15 protein-coding genes and 1 tRNA gene are annotated in these 17,521 nt (G+C 46.7%); 6 read left to right on the forward strand and 10 right to left on the reverse strand.

The window, feature by feature from the left end; genetic code table 11:
* Window positions 1-23: 23 nt before the first annotated feature.
* The 7 genes from AABK39_RS05335 to AABK39_RS05365 all read right to left on the reverse strand — a co-directional run bounded on the left by AABK39_RS05335 (window position 24) and on the right by AABK39_RS05365 (window position 8,222).
* The gene (locus tag AABK39_RS05335; protein ID WP_338393881.1) at window positions 24-1,448 is read right to left on the reverse strand and encodes a DUF4153 domain-containing protein; all 1,425 of its coding nucleotides are present in this window, start codon (window positions 1,446-1,448) and stop codon (window positions 24-26) included.
* 34 nt (window positions 1,449-1,482) lie between these two features.
* On the reverse strand, window positions 1,483-4,278 hold the full coding sequence (locus AABK39_RS05340; protein ID WP_338393882.1) for an MSEP-CTERM sorting domain-containing protein: 2,796 nt from the start codon (window positions 4,276-4,278) through the stop codon (window positions 1,483-1,485).
* Window positions 4,275-4,811 (reverse strand): exosortase K, encoded by a 537-nt coding sequence (xrtK, locus tag AABK39_RS05345; RefSeq protein WP_338393883.1) that lies wholly within the window; start codon window positions 4,809-4,811, stop codon window positions 4,275-4,277. Before xrtK ends, AABK39_RS05340 begins: the two co-directional genes overlap by 4 nt.
* A gap of 36 nt (window positions 4,812-4,847) precedes the next feature.
* Window positions 4,848-5,147 (reverse strand): winged helix-turn-helix domain-containing protein, encoded by a 300-nt coding sequence (locus AABK39_RS05350; protein ID WP_338393884.1) that lies wholly within the window; start codon window positions 5,145-5,147, stop codon window positions 4,848-4,850.
* Complete coding sequence (locus AABK39_RS05355) at window positions 5,144-5,755, reverse strand: hypothetical protein (RefSeq protein ID WP_338393885.1); 612 nt, start codon at window positions 5,753-5,755, stop codon at window positions 5,144-5,146. Before AABK39_RS05355 ends, AABK39_RS05350 begins: the two co-directional genes overlap by 4 nt.
* A gap of 114 nt (window positions 5,756-5,869) precedes the next feature.
* Complete coding sequence (locus AABK39_RS05360; protein WP_338393886.1) at window positions 5,870-7,204, reverse strand: toxin-antitoxin system YwqK family antitoxin; 1,335 nt, start codon at window positions 7,202-7,204, stop codon at window positions 5,870-5,872.
* 418 nt (window positions 7,205-7,622) lie between these two features.
* Window positions 7,623-8,222 (reverse strand): phospholipid scramblase-related protein, encoded by a 600-nt coding sequence (locus AABK39_RS05365; protein ID WP_338393887.1) that lies wholly within the window; start codon window positions 8,220-8,222, stop codon window positions 7,623-7,625.
* 290 nt (window positions 8,223-8,512) lie between these two features.
* Between AABK39_RS05365 and AABK39_RS05370 the strand changes: the two genes are divergently transcribed.
* From AABK39_RS05370 to AABK39_RS05385, 4 genes are all read left to right on the forward strand, one after another.
* A tRNA-Arg gene (locus AABK39_RS05370) sits at window positions 8,513-8,584 on the forward strand.
* A 178-nt stretch (window positions 8,585-8,762) separates the two neighbouring features.
* Entirely contained in the window at window positions 8,763-9,095 is a 333-nt protein-coding gene (locus tag AABK39_RS05375; protein ID WP_338393888.1) for a DUF2752 domain-containing protein, read from the forward strand.
* Window positions 9,058-9,411 (forward strand): TM2 domain-containing protein, encoded by a 354-nt coding sequence (locus tag AABK39_RS05380; RefSeq protein ID WP_338393889.1) that lies wholly within the window; start codon window positions 9,058-9,060, stop codon window positions 9,409-9,411. Before AABK39_RS05375 ends, AABK39_RS05380 begins: the two co-directional genes overlap by 38 nt.
* 413 nt (window positions 9,412-9,824) lie before the next feature.
* Window positions 9,825-11,273, forward strand: coding sequence for a hypothetical protein (locus AABK39_RS05385; RefSeq protein WP_338393890.1), 1,449 nt, complete (start codon window positions 9,825-9,827; stop codon window positions 11,271-11,273).
* On the opposite strand, the gene AABK39_RS05390 is transcribed toward AABK39_RS05385, so the two are convergent.
* Complete coding sequence (locus tag AABK39_RS05390; RefSeq protein WP_338393891.1) at window positions 11,245-11,649, reverse strand: ribosomal maturation YjgA family protein; 405 nt, start codon at window positions 11,647-11,649, stop codon at window positions 11,245-11,247. The genes AABK39_RS05385 and AABK39_RS05390 overlap by 29 nt on opposite strands.
* On the reverse strand, window positions 11,646-12,527 hold the full coding sequence (locus AABK39_RS05395; RefSeq protein WP_338393892.1) for a mechanosensitive ion channel family protein: 882 nt from the start codon (window positions 12,525-12,527) through the stop codon (window positions 11,646-11,648). Before AABK39_RS05395 ends, AABK39_RS05390 begins: the two co-directional genes overlap by 4 nt.
* Window positions 12,528-12,650: 123 nt before the next feature.
* On the opposite strand from AABK39_RS05395, the gene AABK39_RS05400 reads away from it, so the two are divergent.
* Entirely contained in the window at window positions 12,651-13,358 is a 708-nt protein-coding gene (locus AABK39_RS05400; RefSeq protein ID WP_338393893.1) for a hypothetical protein, read from the forward strand.
* Between the two features lie 7 nt (window positions 13,359-13,365).
* On the opposite strand, the gene AABK39_RS05405 is transcribed toward AABK39_RS05400, so the two are convergent.
* Window positions 13,366-15,033: a LamG-like jellyroll fold domain-containing protein gene (locus AABK39_RS05405; RefSeq protein ID WP_338393894.1), complete on the reverse strand. Its 1,668-nt coding sequence runs from the start codon at window positions 15,031-15,033 to the stop codon at window positions 13,366-13,368.
* A 179-nt stretch (window positions 15,034-15,212) separates the two neighbouring features.
* Between AABK39_RS05405 and AABK39_RS05410 the strand changes: the two genes are divergently transcribed.
* Window positions 15,213-17,516, forward strand: a complete 2,304-nt coding sequence (locus AABK39_RS05410) for an alpha-N-acetylglucosaminidase (RefSeq protein WP_338393895.1) — start codon at window positions 15,213-15,215, stop codon at window positions 17,514-17,516.
* Window positions 17,517-17,521 lie beyond the last annotated feature (5 nt).

Below are 17,521 nucleotides of genomic sequence, written 5' to 3' on the forward strand. Positions count from 1 at the left end.
AGCTTACATATGTTTGCGACCATTTATGGGGCTTGATTGTCCGCGGTGGCTTCCAATATGTGCTTGTTCGAGTTGCTCCACGACACCCAACGACTTTTTTCGATTTCAATCTTTCTGTTTTGAAGTTTCTGCCAAAGGATGTTCTTTTTGTAGCCTAAAAGCAATTGTGGGTTTGCGTCGCTGGCTTTTTTGAGTTCAAGAAGCCCATTTTCGGAAAGGGACAAGAGGTAATCGGTGTCTTGGTAGTTCGGTTTCTGTATGTTGTGTTGTACGATTAAAGCGTCCCAAGGCGGAAGTGCGAAAAGGCAAAGCGACAGGTAGGCTATGCTTGTGTTGGTCCTGAGTAAGTAAGCGAGGCTTCTTTTCCGCTGGACCTTGATCAAAGTTGTGAGAAGACCGGCGAGTGTAAGACAAAGGAATACAAACACACCGATTCGCTTGTAAGTTAATCCGTAGTTATGGATATAAAGCCAGTTTTTGTAAGCCGTAGTCAAGGCCAAACCGGCGTTAAGGGCAACCCAACCGATGGCTAATCGCTTTATTTTTTCAGTATTCGGAGCGAAGTTGGTGGCGCCCCGGAACAGATAACAGATGATTCCAATAGCCAAGAGAATTGAAAGAATCAGCGACCCGACGCCTTGATGGACGTAGCTTGTGTATGTGACACCGGCGGGCAAATGGCCTTTAGAGAATACATATAAGTCGGTAATGATATAGGCGGCAATCATCAGGTTGAGCAAAGCCAATGTGATAGTGCCCGTTTTCATCTCCAAGTCCAGTTTGCCTTCCTGATAGGCGATGCTGTAATCGTTTTGGTTTAGGCTGAGCTTTGTCTTCTGGTCTTGAATGGTTAGTCTGCCCAAAATGATGGGCTTGACGAGCGTTTGCGCCACCATCAACCCGATTCCCGCATAGAAAATTGCCGACGGCTCAAACGAAGGCCATTCGATATTGATTAGGAAATGCTCGATGACCGGGTTCGAATATGCGTACAGACTCAGGAAGGTTAATGCGATGATGGTTGATACGATAGCGGGAAGATATCGTTTCTTTGCGCTGTCGGTGTCCTTCTCGGATTCTGAAGGGTTGGAGAGTTTGTACATTATCTTGTGAAATCCGCCAAGCAGAAAGGAAAAAATGCCGTTGGTGACGGACATGATAAACGATTGCCCTTTTCTTGCGCAGGCGCCGATCACGATAATCCAGGAAAGCAAACACATATTAAGGGCCCACGGATTGCCGGTAAATAAATGGGCGGTGGAAAGAATAAGACTGGCTGTGGAAGCGATTATCCAAAAACGGCTCTTGAGCGTTTTGGGATGAAAAACAGCCGATAAGGAAATTAATAAAACCGAAAACAAGACGGTGTTGAGCCCCAAAATCTGGCCGTCGAACAAATAGATGACTACTAGGGGAAGAAGAATCAGGAGAAGATTTTTTTGTTTCATGGTGATCTTTGAGATGGTTGTGAAGTACTGTCGGTTAGGCTTTGGAGATGCTCCGTTTCTTGCTTTTGCGTTGGTGAATCAATATGATTGCGGTGATGATTATCCACCAAAGCCACGAAGGTTCGGACATTCGGCGTGTGTCATTTGCGGAGGTGGCGCTTCTGTTTTTTAGAGTTTCTTTTTGCTTTTCTCTGAGCGCTATACGTTGGGCTTCATTTTCCAGGCTTAAGAATGCCGTATGCCGTGTCAGGATGTTTGAGGCGAAACTTTTTTTGATTGTCTCAAACCAAATGGCTTCCGCATTGTCAGGGTGCAAATCGTGAAAAAGTGTTAGGGCCTCAAGTTCGATAATCTTGTCTATTAGTCGCTTTTTCATTCCTTTAGTGGGTATGTCTTTTGGTGAGTTTAGAATAACGCTATTGCCGGAACTTTGAAGAAAACGTTTTGTCCCGCTTCGGTCTTTCAAAATGCGTAAAGAAATAGCTTGGTAGCCGTTAGGTGCTTCGATGGTTGTGTTGATATCGTTGAGATCTGAAGCTAGTTTTACGCTGTCAGATTTATTGATCCTGAAAATACCTTGGAAGTCAGGGAAGAGTTGGTTCAAATTCATTTTGAACGTAAAGTTGGACGGTAGATCTTGTCTGTCCGAAACGATTACGAATTGTGGGTAGCTGTCAGTTTTCTGTATATACTGCTGTTGGATGGCTCCTCTGACAGGATTTTCCCAAAAGAACCCGTATTCTTTTTCGGGTATCACCGAATCCGGAATCTTCTTGTTTCGGATCCATTCCTCTTTTAGTTCGACGGTTTTGTGGTATGCGTTTACGAACGTGAGTTTGGCTCCGGTTAACAGCTCCGGGTATTGTTGTCCAATATTCTCAATCGAATTGATAAGGTCTGTTGCTTTTAGGTTTTTTGAGGAATTAGAACAGTCGACAATGAAATGGAAATAGGGTTTCCGTTGGGCGACTGGTAGCGATTTTTTGCGCTCTTCGGATACAAAAGAGGCGTTTCCCGCAATAGTTTGATCTCTGTGAGCAAGTTGCTTAGTGCCTAAACTGGCCGTGTCATTTTCGATTTGAAGTTCGAAAGGGGTAAGATGTAGAATCCTGAATCCGGTTTTCCGGGTTTGTTTACTTTCAACGGGAAACACTTTAAGGGACAGCGTGTCAGGGGAGACGTAAGAAAGCAGCCCGGGATCCCGGCGACGGTCTACGATATTCCGATATACCCATTCTGCGGCTGAGCGTTCGGCCAGAATTCCGGGTACTTTTTCGCCTTCTATCCAGAGGTAATAGTCCGTAACCATCGCTCCTGCGGGAAGGTGAAAGTTTGTGAAGAATTCCTGTCGGGAATTGTGGTTATTAGTTATTTCCAATGCGATATCACTGACGTAAAGGCCTTCTTTTTCGTCAAATTCGGTCTTGGTTTCTAGCTTCGTGAGTTCTACGGAATTATTGAAGGTACGTGGGGACCATCGGTATGACTTTTCGTCAAGAAACACTTCTTTGAGCGCCTGGCTTTTGCTCCATGTGAGTTCCCTTCCGTTTGTGATTATATTTCGATAGGCTTTGCTTAGAAACGGTATGCCGGAATTAAATAGAGGTCTAGAGCGTCTAGAGCCTCTGCCTATCATGCTAGTATTGCCGGGGGATGTTATACGTCGAAGGTTGTCGGCGCTGATTCTTTCCGTTTTTTTGCCGTCAAGGTGAGAAAGGGCTTTTTGCAGACTCTGTTTGTCGTTGTAAGCTGAGGCGTACCAACTGGCCGGAATAATAAAAAGCCCGATTAAGCAAGCGAAAAATGCGTTTAACTTTCCTGCGTGTTGTAATTCTTTGAAGTCTTGGTATAGTTTGAAAAAGTGAGTTCCAGTAAGGGCGATCGGGCTGAGCATGATAATGCCGACTCCGATTATACTAAGAGGAACGGCTAGTGGAATAAATGGAGCGAATAGCAGAAAAAAGTAAAGGGAGAAAGGTAGACAGGTTGCCCTTAAGAGTGTTACTCCAATTTGGAGAGAGAGATTTTTCTGTGTTGGAATTAATTGGCTAAGTCCAGTCACCAAGGCCAATATATAAAAAATGGGATGAGAGAAGTTTCCGAATATGCCATCGTTGAAAATATTGTTATTGAGGGCAAGTCCGATTTGGGGGAAAATGACGCAAAAGCATATGGTCGACACGGTGGCTAGCCATGGCTTGCGTCGGCGTTTTCTTCTTTTGATCAGTATAGTAGTGGCTCTTGCGAGAAAAAACAAGAAAATAAGGCCGTTGAGGACGGCTAAAGTGACTACGAAAAATACAGCGATTTTATATTGATGTAATGTGCTGAAAATAATGAATACGAGGATATAGAGTAATGTGGGGATAATGAAGGCGTCCAGAATACTGTCCCTTGCACGTGCTTTTTTCTCTTTGGGGAAGCTCGCCGTAACGGCTAGAAATAACAGTAGGCCGAAGACAGGAGTCAAGATGGAAAAACAGAGAATCAGCAATTCTTCGTCTCTCGCCCAAACGGGTATTCCAGTAGTCATCACCTCAAGGGCAAAAGTGGGCAAAGAGGAAATCCAAGCGACAAAATAAACGAGATTGGCGATAGAAAACCAAAACTGGAACTTTCTCGACATATTTTTTCTGTATCGGATCAATACGGCCGAAACGGATAGAATTTGAACAGTCAAGACGATCGACATGCCTAGCCACAGGAGTTTGCTCTCGGGAGATAATGCGCTTGCCCAGGTGTCGTAATATTGGAAGCCGATAAGGAAAATCAGGCTAGATGCCAGAATGTTGGTGACCCAATATAGGTGTAGAGGTTTGTTCTCGTTCATTTTCCAAAGAGTTTAAGCGTGAGTTTTTGTGAGGTGACGGAGAAAAGTATCAGGCATGTGACAAAAATGGTTATCCCATGGATTTCGTGATAAAGCGCCGTGCCCAGAAAGTCAATGTGTTTTTCCAGAGGAAGAAATTTTATCGCCGTGCTGATTCTGATGACATTGGCGGTTAATGCGATTAACAATCCGGAGACTAAAAACAGCGCAAGGCGAAAGAGTGACTGGAACCAACCGCTTTTACGGTCGCTTTTGAACCAAAGATGAATAGCGACTATTTCGGAGATTGTGACAAAACGGGTTCCTGAACAGGATTGGTCAATAGAAATAGGGGCGTTTAGTGCGATGTATGCTGTGCCGTTTTCGGTAGGAGAAAAGTCAAGTTCGGTAATGACTCCTACGCAGTTTGTTATGATTTTCAGCCAAATGCGATAAGCGGAGCTTTCGCTGTGGCTGAAATAATAGGTTAGCAAACCTGTACAGAAACAGGCGAACGCTATTCCCATAATTCTCTCACTATTGATTTTATTCATAGTACTTTGAATTTCAAAGTAATGGTTCAAAAAAAATCACATACTTCCTTTTATAAGGGCTTCCAAGGCCGAAAGGTGCTTTTTGAAAGCTTCCCTGCCTTGTTCCGTAGCGCTGTAGCTGGTGTTGGGTTTTCGGCCTACGAAGCGCTTTTCCATGCTGACGTAGCCGGTTTTTTCCAAAGCCTTGAGATGGCTTGCCAAGTTTCCGTCGGTGGCGCCCAAGCTTTCCTTTAGGTGGTTGAAATCGGCGGATTCCGTGACCATCAGCACTGACATGATTCCCAAGCGCAAGCGGTTCTCGAAGGCTTTGTCCAGATGATGTATAAAGTCTTTCACTTATATTTCCAATACATGTAGGTTCCGTAAACGATGTGCAATATACCGAAACCGACGGCCCAAAAAAACAGTCCGTAACCGATAAACCACATGGATATAAGTCCCAAAAGAGTCTCTGCGATGCCTAGGGAGCGTATTTCTCCATATGTAAACTTGCTGGCGCTGATAAGGGCGAGCCCATAAAATATCAGGGTAAGGGGCGCGGCGACTCCAACCATTTGATAGCGGAAAACGAGTGTCAGGACCAGGATTCCACCGGAAACCAAGGGCAATAGGGAATGCGTGATCATCTGCTTAACGGTATTGTCCCACAGTTTGAGGTTATTTCGCTTGGCCTTCGAATAGGAGAGGAAGAATCCCGTGCTGATCGAAAGCGCGAGAACAATGATGGCGTCGAGGAGTAGCATCCACACTTCGTCGGCTTGGAGGCGCGGGCGTATCCGGTCATATGAGGTTGGGGAGAGTATACTGTGCGCATATGCGGCGCCGGCCAAGGCGTAGATCCCAGCCAAAACACCCGACAATCCATTGAGTGACATGAATTTGGTGTTGCGCTCCATCACTTGCCGGATGGTCTTTATGTCTTCCAGATATTCGTGTTCTTTCATTTTGCAAACTACTTTGTGTTTCAAAGTAAGTGATTGAAGTTTTAAAATCCAAAAAAGAATAGTGCAAATTGTTTTTTGCGAATCTTGATTTTATGAAAAAGGGGAGTGTCGCAATTACCGTTTTGCCGGCGTTTCCTTTATCACTTTCCCCCGTTTGTAGAGTACGGTTTTGCTGAGTTTGCCTTTTTCGCCAAAATACTTCCACTCACCGGCTTTGCGATTTCCTTCGTTTTTGCCTTCGCAGGCTTTCATGCCGGACGGGTGATAGGAGGTGTGCGGACCCTGTTTTTTACCGAGTTTGTAAAGCGTAACGCTTTCGGGTTTTCCGTCGGGGTGGTAGGTTTTCAGCTCGCCGATTATCAGATTGTTCATATATTGGGTCTCGGAAGCGATATTGCCGTTTTCGTGATAGCGTTTCGCTAATCCGTTTTTCCGGCCTTTGTCATGCGGGATTTCTTCCTTTGTTTTTCCGTTTGGAAAGTAGGTGATCCATTTCCCCGCCGGTTTTTTCATTTTGAAGATCCGTATGGCGAGCGTGTTTCCCGCTTCGTTATAATCCCATTCTTGCCAGTCTTTTCCCGGTGCCGATATTTTCTTCTTTATTTTGACTTTGCCCGAAGGGTAGTAGTACTTGTTTTCCCCTTTAAGCTCTCCTTTTTCGTATTGGAGTTCGTGTTTTAAGGCTCCGTCTGGGTAATAGGCGGTGTTTTTTCCGTGGAGTTTGTCGTTTTCGTAAGCGCCCCTGCTTATTAACTGGCCGTTTTGGGCGTAAGATTCGAAGGCTCCGGATTTGCTTCCGTCCTTATGGTTGTAGATTGTGTTGACTTTGCCGTTTGGAAAATAGGATGTGAACGATCCTGACAGTTTGCCTTTTGAGAAAAAACCGACGGACTCTAGCTTCCCGTCTTCGAAATAGCTTTTGACCGTGTCTTCGGCGAATCCGTCTTTGTGGTGTGAGATTTTCCGCAGTTGCCCGTTTTCGTAGAAGTCTTCTACTTTGCCGTTGGGTTTTCCTTTTTCGAAATGGGTCTGGCTTTTGAGTTTGCCGGAAGGGTAATAGACGGCCAAGCGGTTTACTAATGTGTCTTGGGCGAATTCCGCTTCCTGTACCAAAGCTCCTTGCGGCGCAAATACTTTGACGGTTCCGTGTTTTAGGCCGTCTTTGTAGTTGATTTCTCTCCTTTGTTTTCCGTCGGGATAAAATTCGTTGAATGTCCCCTGTTTTTTGCCTTTTACGAAGTTGCCGGCGATCTCGATTTGGCCATTATAATGGTAAACTTTGAACGGTCCGTGAATCAAGGAGGAGTCGCCGTCAAGGTAAGTGTAGGTCTTCCGGATGTGTTTTCTCTCCCTTGGGTCAAAAAATTCGGTTACCCTCCGTTGGGCTCTGGCTATGTTGCCCGACAGTAGGGAGAACAGTATAACCCCAAGTAACGTTTTTGCTGGCATGCTTTGGGTTATTTTATTTTTTAGAAAAAAACGACGGATTATTATTGATATATATCGTAACAAAACTTCGGATTTTGTGAAATTAATAAAACAGATTGGCTTCCCGGATGCTTAGCTCATAATACATGACGATTGTCAGATGTATCGATGTGGCAGGTCATAATCCGGATAGGGGCCTAGTGTTACCTTTGTTATGTGATCGGAGTTGAGCTTCTCACGAAGCGAAGCTTCTGTTTGGTTTAATGTGGTTATTGTTTGTTTTTAGGGTTTGAGTGAAAATGCCGTGAGGTATTTTCTGTTAATGAGTTTGATTGTTGTTCGACTCCCCGGGGTGGTTTCCGGGGAGTTCTTTTTTTATAACGGTAAATATGGATTTTTCGGATAGAGGATATGCCCCGCTATCCGAAAAAAATCGACTTTACTCCTTCAAGACCATATCGATGCACATCACGGCGGCCAAAATCAGCTTGCGGGCCACATGTCCGGAAGGCACGTTGTCATTGATCGTAAGCATGTAATTGTCGGCGGTAGTGAAAAGCTCTTTGCCTATGCCGGCCCACTTTTTTGACACCATGGCCAGTTCGTTACCCTCTTTCTCGAAACGAAATTCCCAACTGCTCCACTTCCCTTTGAGTTGGCAGATCACTTGGTCATCTGGAGTGAGGACATCGAATTTGCCTCCGATGCTGAGCATGCGTTGCCTGAACTTCCCGATCAGGGTGTTGTTTTCGTCAAACACCTCGACTACAGAGCGGAAGAACGAAACGCCTCGGCTTACCCTTATTAAAGTTTTTCCGTTGGGTTCTTTAATCTCGACATTGAAAGGGGTCATCCGTTTGTAGTCCGTAAAACGGAGCATTTTGGTGAAAAATCCCAAATCGTCTTCCCGGCATTCGAGCAAGATCTCGTTTGTTTCCGGATCGTGAATGTCAAAATTATTCGCGGCTTTGAACATGCCTACATGTTCTTTTACGAAAAACATGTTGCGGTCCAGCACAGGGGCAGTTGAATTTATCATTGAAGTAGTGATGATTTTGTGAAAGGATATAATTAAAAAGCGTTACAGCGATTACGTTCGCATTAGCTTCAATAAAAGAAATATGGACATAAAAACAAAGTCAGACAATGGGTTGCGTACATTTGGCTTGTGTTTCCGGATTGGAATTTTATCCGTGAATATTTTTTCGTGAGAAGTTTTCTAGTTTTCAGCCACTTAAAGCCGAGGATGGGTTTGGGGGGCAAAAAAAGCCCTCAGGGGGTTTTGAGGGCAATAATCTATGCTTATATTTGCAATCCCAAAAGGGTAATGGCCTCGTAGTTCAATGGATAGAATAGAAGTTTCCTAAACTTTAGATCTAGGTTCGATTCCTAGCGAGGCTACTGCAAAAGCCGGTTCCTGATGTCAGGAGCCGGCTTTTTGTTTTTTTGCCAATGCCTGTTATGGCGATTTTTTGCCGGATAAGCCTCAGTCTGGCCGTTTGAGAAATTTCCAAATCCAAAAGGCCCGCGAGGCGTTCAATAAAGCAGAAAGGATGAGGTAAACGAGCCGAAAGCTTCTATGGATTTTAAGGGAATGGTAAAGTTGGTCAGGATGAACTTCGAGCTGATATTTTGGCTTGTGGCTTTGGTCGCGTTGTTCGTCTGGCAACCCGGAGGTGGGCATATCGAGCTTTGTCCTCTGAAAAACATCGGGTTTCCCTATTGTCCGGGTTGCGGAATCGGCCGTTCTTTGCACTACGCCATGCTGGCGGATTTCGGAGCTTCCTTTTCGATGCATCCGCTTGGGCCGGTAGCTTTGGCGGTGATACTCCGCAGGGTTTGGCAATTGATAAAGAACTTTAAACACATACAAGATGCGAGACAGGATATTACAGATGGTTCCCGGAATTGAGGAAGACGAATATATTTATGTGAGCAGATTGACTGAGGGCCTGACGCCAAGCCAGCTACAAACGTTTTGCGTGCTTTATAACACCAAACGGAAAAGTTCCGAAATGATTCTGATCAGTACGGTTATCGGCTTTTTTGGTGTGGCGGGTATTCAGAGGTTTATAACTGGGCAGATTTTGTTGGGATTGCTGTACTTCTTCACAGGAGGATTGTGCCTGATAGGCACGCTGGTGGATCTGATCAACTACCGCTCTTTGGCTTTTGAGGCAAACCGTCAGGCGGCTGACGAAACGCGCCGTATGGTGGCGTCGATGTAACGCTGGGCGAAGGTCAGTCTTGTTGTTTTTTTTGAACTTGTATGCGAACATGGCGCTGATTCCGAAAAAGGCGATGGTGCCGATTGAGACAAAAGTCAGGCGCCAAGGTTCCATATCCCCGATATCGCCGTGGATAGTTTTCAGAAAAACGATAAACGCCCCGACAAGGAGGATGAGCAAAGGCAAAAAGATTATTTTTTTTTGTTTGGGAGCCATATGTACGTCTTTGGAAAGCGTTAAAAATACGTTATTTAATATAGCGAGATTCCTTCGGAAAGTCAATCATGAGCGTTTTGGCCCGGTTTTCGGCTGATTTTTTTGACATGGTTTGAGATTGTCCAACCCGAATGTTTACCCGCAAAAAAGCAAATATAAAAAACTCCTTAGGAACTGAAAAAAACGGTTCCGCCCAGATGCCTGTGCAACGGAAAATCGGGTATGAATTCGAAGGGCAATGGAATGTCCGTGATCTCAATCCCGGTGATATTACTTTGGAACGGATGGAGGAAGAGCGAGGCGCCGTGATGCGGGAGAGGGAGGCCAAGATTCGCGCTAAACTCGCTACCGGGGCTTATCAGGGAGTGCGGGATAATGTAGCCTATGATATGGCTGCTCACGCTTTGGCTTCCGCCGGCGAAATTGGAGAAAAACCGTTGCTGGGAAAAAATTTGGCCAAAAAACAGGTTATTTATAAAGAGGACGGTTTTACCTTGGAAGCGGACGCCAGTCCGTCGGGCGGATCGAATATCGAGTGGGTGACCGAGCCTTTGGAAGGCAGGCAGACGGCATCGAAGACCACGGGCAGAATACAGAAAATGGTCAGTCTTTTCAACCGCTCAAAAGACAGTGAGTACGTTGATCTCGCTCCGGATTTTTTTAGGGCGAACGGTTTTAACGGTTTTGTTCCTGCCGAAAGGAAAATCAGAATGTACCCGGTGCAGGGGGAGATCGGCCTACAACCTCAGTTTACTTGCGGATTCAGCTTGGAAGAGTTTTCCAGAGTACTTTCATATCTCAACGAGAGGGAGCGCGAAGGTAGGGGAGCCATCCCTCGGCGTATCCTGAGCGCCGGGACTGGTGAGGGAAGCGACCCGGCCGAGGACCTAACCTTGGCGATATCCGGAGTGAGGGGAGAATCTTTGGGAGCGCTGGATGAAACCGATTTTCCGGAGTTGGCCGGCATAGGTTTCGACATGGAGCTTTCTTGGGACTTGGATCAGCTTCTGGGTAACGTGGCGATAGCTTCCGAAGATTTGGAAAAAGACGAACCTAAGGAAGATGTGGATGCCCTTCTGCCTTTTTGGCCGGCGAGAGTTCGGGACAAGAACGCGCCACTTAAGGCTTTGTTGGCCTTGGTGGCGATGTACCTGATTCGTGGGAAGAACTTGCCTGAGGGAGCCAATTCAAAGGCCATAGCGGGAGGTTTGCTGTCCCGGACTGACTTCGGTTATAATTTTGAGCTGTTGCCCGAAGAAATAAAGCGGAAGTTCAGAGCCAATCCTGATCTTTTCGTCCAGATGGCGCTTAGGGTTGCGAGAATGGAAGGTGAGAGTTCAGTTCCATTGTATGCGAATTCGGTCAGGTATACCGAAATGGGCGAACCGAATTTGGGAGGAAACATAAGCTTAAAACGTGGTGATTGGTTGCGTTCAATGGTTTTGGGCGAGGATCTTCTAAACCATAGGCGCGACCCGAAAATTCACGCTTCATTGGGCGCTTTAGGGCGTAGCGCCGACGGGCTTTTGGTAGTCGAATTTCGCCGGATTCAGGGAATCGTTTATGAAAATAGGCTTCTTGAGACAGCGATGTCTTATTACGATTTTTATGAAAAGGTCAAGAAGCGGAAAGGCCCTTTGAAGTAAGCTTTCCGATTGCCAAACGGTCGATTGTCCACGCCAAAATAATTCCTGCGGTATAACAGATTAAATCAGACCACAGAAATCCAAAGCCTAGAACCAAACCGCCTAACCTTGTATGTCGGATAGTGTTGAGCCAATCGACTTGGTAAAGCTGACTTAATTCTATGAGGACGCAGAATGTTAAAGCCAAGATGAAACGTTGCGCATTGGTTTTTTTCGGAAAAATAAAACCGAATCCGAAATAGACCATCATGGCCCAAAGCGTATCGCCGGAGTATTCTTTTATAAAAGGAGGAAGGAAGATTTCCGGATTGCGGGAAGCCAAGCCCAAAACTATTGTGAAAGCCGTAGCCAAGGCGTAAAATATGCGAAGCTTCATGATAGCGATTCCATTTTTTCCGGAACGGAAACCAGATGAAGGTCTCTTTGGGGAAAAGGAATTTCGACTTTGTGTTGCTTGAAAATTTTGAAAATCGAGTAATACAATTCGCTCTGCAACACTTTTGGGACAGTTGTGCGGGTTTCGGTCCAGATCACTAATTCAAAATCAAGAGAGCTCTCTCCGTAATTGATAAACCACACCTCGGGTTCCGGTTTTTTGAGAATATCCGGATGTTCGTCAGCTACCTGAAGCAACAGTTCCCTGATCGTCTCCGGATTTTCCTTATAAGCCACACCGACGGGAATCCGCAACCGGACCCGGCGGTTGTTGTGGCTCCAATTGATTACCGTGTCCGAGACGAACCGGCTGTTTGGTACGATGACCGAAATATTGTCATTGGTGAGAACCGTAGTGGCCCTGGGGCCGATATTCTGGATCTGACCAACGATATCGCCAACCTCGACACGGTCGCCGACTTTAAGCGGTCTTTCAAAAAAGATAATCACGCCGGAAATCAGGTTTTCGGCCACGTTTTGCAAACCGATACCTATACCCACACCCAAGGATCCGAACAGGACGTAAACGCTGCTCAAGTCCAGCCCAAACGATTGTACGATGACAAAAAATCCGATGATCAGCGTAAAATACCGGGCCACGCTTCCGATTGCGGTGCGGTGGTCCCGCAACCTTTCAAACCGGATCAAAATTCTGTTTGAAAGGATTTTACGGAAATACTCCGCCCCGACATACAAAGCGGCCATGGCCAACGTAAACGAAATAATGCTTCCGAGAGTAACGGCGTTGTCGCCGGTACCGATGACTTTGAGCGCCAAAAAATCCCGAAAATGGTTGAAGATTGATTCGAGCAGTTCCATGGTTGTAATGTGGTTTGTATGCAAAAGTATGGATAGGGAGGAGTTTTGCAAATACGGCACGCCAAAGATTAACATTAAGCCAAGGCTCCGGTTAGTTTGAGAAAGAAACCAAAACTTGAGCAGATGCCAGAATTGATGCCCGCCGCTTCGCATTTTCCGGAAATCGACGCCATGGCTTCCGGAATACGTTCCTTGGCCGAGTTTTTCGCCAACGCTACCCCGGAAGAGACGAAAGAAAGGACGGTTTTCGAACTGATGAGATCAGGTTGGAAGACGGAGCGCTTCGGCGACGGGGCGTTGCTTGAGGGAAGTTACCGGCACGGCACTTCCAAACGATCGCTTGCGTTTTGGAGTTTGTCCGGAGATCCAGTTCGTCGGGCGGAATTGCTGACAGCAGCTCATTTTATCTCAAAATATGGCCATTGCCAAGGTGTTGTCAGGCTATTGTTCGAAGAAACTCCGGCGCCTCATCCGCAAGAGATTGTGGATGAATACTGCTCCCACCGCGACCCGATGGCGTTCTTTTACGCTTATAACCGCTCTGACGACAAGCATAGTTTCTTGGTGAACCTTTTAAGCGCCAACGATAACCATCACGCTTTTCGGCACGCGATGCAGGCGGCCGAAAGATTGGCCGGGATTGAGCATGTGAAATATGTGAACGACACCGAATTTCCGGCGGATGTTATGCCTTGGCTTTTGAAGCTTCCTTCGGTAGGCGTAGGGCTTTCGGAAGACCTGATGAAAGATTGGGGACAGGATCCGATGGTGCTTTCCGTTAAGTTTTTCGTGATGTTGGCCTCATTGGAGTTAAAAGACTGGGCGATGTGAAGCGCAACTAAATTTGAGTCGTGTTGGCTTCTTGGTTTATGGGATTTTCCCGCTTTTTCCGGTAGGCTGAAGGCGTGTCGCCATATTGTTCCTTAAAGCAACGGTTGAAGTAAGAACGGCTCTGGAAGCCCGTTTTCACTATTATTTCCGAAATGCTGATTTCCGGATCCTGTAGCAATTCGGCGACTTTTTTCATCCGGATATCCCTGAGAAATCCGGAAGCGGACATTCCGGTGTTTTCTTTCAAAAGGTAATAAAGCTTGGTCTTGCTCATCCCTGCGTCTTTGGCGAATTGGTCCGTCGTATAGTTCTCGTCCGACAGTTTGTTTTCGGCTAATTGGCGAAGATTCTCCAGCTCCTTGTTCGGGCCGGATAGCTTTTCGTTTGGCGTATTATCGGCCTTGTTTTTTTTCAGGAAAACGATAAGCATAAAGCCGATGACCGGAATCAAAGTTAGTAAGCTGAACTTGAGAATATGTTTCTGGACGTTTTTGTCTTTTCCCAAATCAGGTTTTTCGGCGAAAAGCCTGTCCACTTCGGCCACTTCCAGCTTTCGGTTCCAGATACTCACGTCCCTGATTCCTCCATGGTAAGTTTCGTTCCAAAGATTTCTTCCGATTAGAATTCTTTTGCCGGGCAAATACGGGATCGGAGCGGGGAAAACTGATTCGGTTTTTCCGTTTACAAACATCCGGATAGAGTCTCCGGCCTCAAAAGTTACGGCCACATGTTGCCAACGGCCGGTGTCTAAAAGGTTTCTTCGGGAGATATAATCCTTGATTTTTGGCAGTGTGAGCGTAAGCCCGCCAAGCTGGTTTAGCTTTAGTGAGAAGCCGATGTTATTGTCTACCAAGGCTTGGCTTCCGGTCATTTTGGCGGGTTTTATCCATGCCGCCACGCTGAACGAATAGTCGGTTTCGACTTTTGGCCCTTGGAGGTACTCGCCTTTTCCCGAAAAACGAGGGAAAGCTCCGGTAGAGTCTTCCGTCCAGCTGATTTTGCCGTTTGCTTTAAGTTCGCCCGAAGGGGAATTCATGGCAAAGTGCGCCAGCAGGTTTTCGGTAAGCTGGGGCGTATGTTTTGATTTGGAGTGCAGCTCCGCGATTTGGTTTTGCGTTAAAACTCCTTCAAAAACCTCCGGTTGGTCTATCAATCCGTTGAAAAGCTCCCTGAAATTATTTTTGCCCAAAACAAAGACGGCGGAATCGGGCATTGTCTTCATCCTTTTCTTGAGCGTGTCAGATCCTACGAGTCTTCCGTTTTTGTAAAAGCTTGCGATGTTTTTTGAGTAACTGACAGCCAAATGTTGCCAAGCGCCGTTTGCCAGGCAAGGATCGGAATAGAGATCGCCTTGTCCGTGGAAATTCAGATGGATTTTCCTGTCGGGAGTCGTTTTTAACGTCGCGAATTCCGGGTAGCCCATTATGGGCATGTTTCCTTCCTTTAGCGCGTCGGTTTTCACCCAAACTGAGAAGGTGAATTCGTCGCGTATCGGTTTTTTACGGAGCGAAAGAGAATCGTTGATACCGTCAAAACCTAGTGCCGTCGGGCGCGAATTGTCGATTTTTTTCAGCAACGGATACTTCTCGGCTTTTACTAATGTGTCATGGTTTTGGCCAAAGCCGACGCTGGCGGTTAACGCAAGGGTAGCGAAAAAGAAAAAAAGTTGACCCAAACCCTTAAGCTTTACTTTAAGTGAGCCTCGAATCTGTTTTTTTGTCCAAATACGATTTTTCAAACCCTTGCTGTTCAGTGAGATGAATATATGGGCACAAAAAATAAACATTATCTCAAACACCTGCAACGCGTGATCGGCCAATTTGCGGACAGAAAAAAACCAGAATTTTTATTGAGATGAGAAAATTGTTTTTTGTTCTGTCACTGGCATTACTTACGCTTACGGCCCAAGCGCGTACCGTAAGTGTGAGAAGCCAGATGAAGTCGGCCAAAGCGTTGATCGGACGTATGATGCCCGAGATCGCCGACAAATTTGTAGTGGAGGCGATCAGCCCGGCCGAGGGTGGCGCCGACGTGTTTGAGATTGAGGCTGGACCAAAGGGCAAAGTGGTGCTCCGCGGAAACAACGGCGTGTCCGTGGCTTCGGCTTTTCACCATTATTTGAAAGAGTATTGCAAAGTCCATTTTTCATGGAACGGCGATCAGCGCAGGGTTCCGGATGTTTTGCCTTTGCCCGAAAAGAAAATCAGGGTGCTGAATCCTAACAAGCGCCGTGTTTATTTCAACTACTGTACGTTCAATTACTCAATGTCTTGGTGGGATTGGGAGCGTTGGGAACGCGAGATCGACTTCATGGCCATCAACGGCATCAATATGCCTTTGGCGGTTACGGGACTTGAGGGCGTTTGGTACAACGTATTGCGCAAGTACGATTTCACCGACGAGGAAGCCCGTTCGTTCTTGGTTGGTCCCGCATATTCCGCTTGGCAGTGGATGACGAATATCCAAAGCTACGGTGGGCCATTGCCCAAAAGCTGGATCGACAGCCATGTGGATCTTGGCCGGAAAATCCTCAAGCGCCAGCGCGAACTGGGCATGACGCCGATTCTCCACGGATTCAGCGGTTATGTTCCCCGTGAGATGATCGAGAAATTCCCCGAAGCCAAGATCCAGAGAGAAGGCCGTTGGTGCGCGTTTTCAGGAACCGCCCAGTTGGACCCGACCGATCCTTTTTTCAAAAAACTGGGTAAAGATTTTATCAAAGAGCAGGTAAAGCTTTTCGGAACGGATCATTGGTACGCTCAGGATCCTTTCCACGAAGGTCATCCGCCTGTCAATACCAAAGAATACTTGAACAAGGTTGGTTTAGCCGTTTTGGACGTTTTGCAATCGGCGGACAAGGACGCTAAGTGGGTGATGCAGGCTTGGTCAATCCGTAAGGATATCGCCACTGTAGTGCCGAAAGACAAATTGTTGATTCTGGACCTCGGGGGCTGGACTTGGCATGGAAAAGATAAGTTTTGGGGATATGATTTCGTGTCCGGCCAGTTACACAACTTCGGCGGACGAACCCAGCTTCGCGGCAACCTGAAAAGCGTAGCCACAAACCGCCCGGCCAGAACCCGCGAACAGGCTCCGAACTGCGTAGGCATGGGGCTTTTCCCGGAAGCGATCGAGAACAACCCCGCTTTTTACAATATGGTGTTCGATATGTCTTGGCGCTCGGATTCCGTAAATCTGAAATCGTGGGTTGCTGATTACACGCTCAGACGCTACGGCGCCAAAGACGCCGACGTGGACCAAGCTTGGGATCTGCTCCTGAAAACCGCTTATTCGCCCAAAGCCCGCCAGCGTGGGTCGTATATTACGGCGCGTCCGGCTTTGACGATTTTCAAAAGTGATCCGAACCACTGGCTCAGCACAGGCTATGACGACGCGACATTGATCAAAGCTTGGTACAATCTCCTGAAAGCGAACGAACGTTTGGGCGATCAGGAAACTTATCAGTATGATCTTGCCGACGTTGGGCGTCAGGTATTGAGCAACTTGGCCGGTAAGTATCACAAAGAAATGAAGCAGGCGTTTGAAAGTGGCGACAAAGAGGCTTTCCGAGTGGCTTCGCAAGCGTTCTTGGCTTTGGGGCGTGATATGGACGTGTTGCTGGAAACCAACAAACATTTCCTTTACGGAAAATGGGTGGCCGAAGCGCGCTCGAACAGTAAGGTGGAAAAGGAAAGCGATTTGTACGAATGGAACGCCACCAAGCTTGTGACGCAATGGGGATGCGATGACCAGCCTCCGTTGATTTTTGAATACGCTTGGAAAGAGTGGGCCGGTTTGATCGACGGGTATTATTTGCCACGTTGGGAGAGGTTCTTCGATTTCCTGGAAGCGAAGCTTGAGAAAGGCGAAAGCTATGATGATTCAAAACTGAAGAAAACCCACGGTCGCCAAGCGCTTTTGGCGGACGATTTCAGAAAAGACCTTTACAAATGGGAGTGCGAGTGGATCGATTCTAAGCACGATTATACGCCGGTGCCGAAAGGCGACGCCGTAAAAATTTCGAAGGCTCTTTTCGCCAAATACAAAACCGAGTTTGAGCGTTTTTACTTCTGGAATGAATATTCAGGAAAAACGCTTCAGAAAATGTCGGTGAAAGCTAAAGCCGGTTCGGTAGAATCGGGTTACCTCGGGCAATAAACAGC

It is taken from the genome of Fulvitalea axinellae (genome assembly GCF_036492835.1).
Taxonomy (GTDB): domain Bacteria; phylum Bacteroidota; class Bacteroidia; order Cytophagales; family Cyclobacteriaceae; genus Fulvitalea; species Fulvitalea axinellae.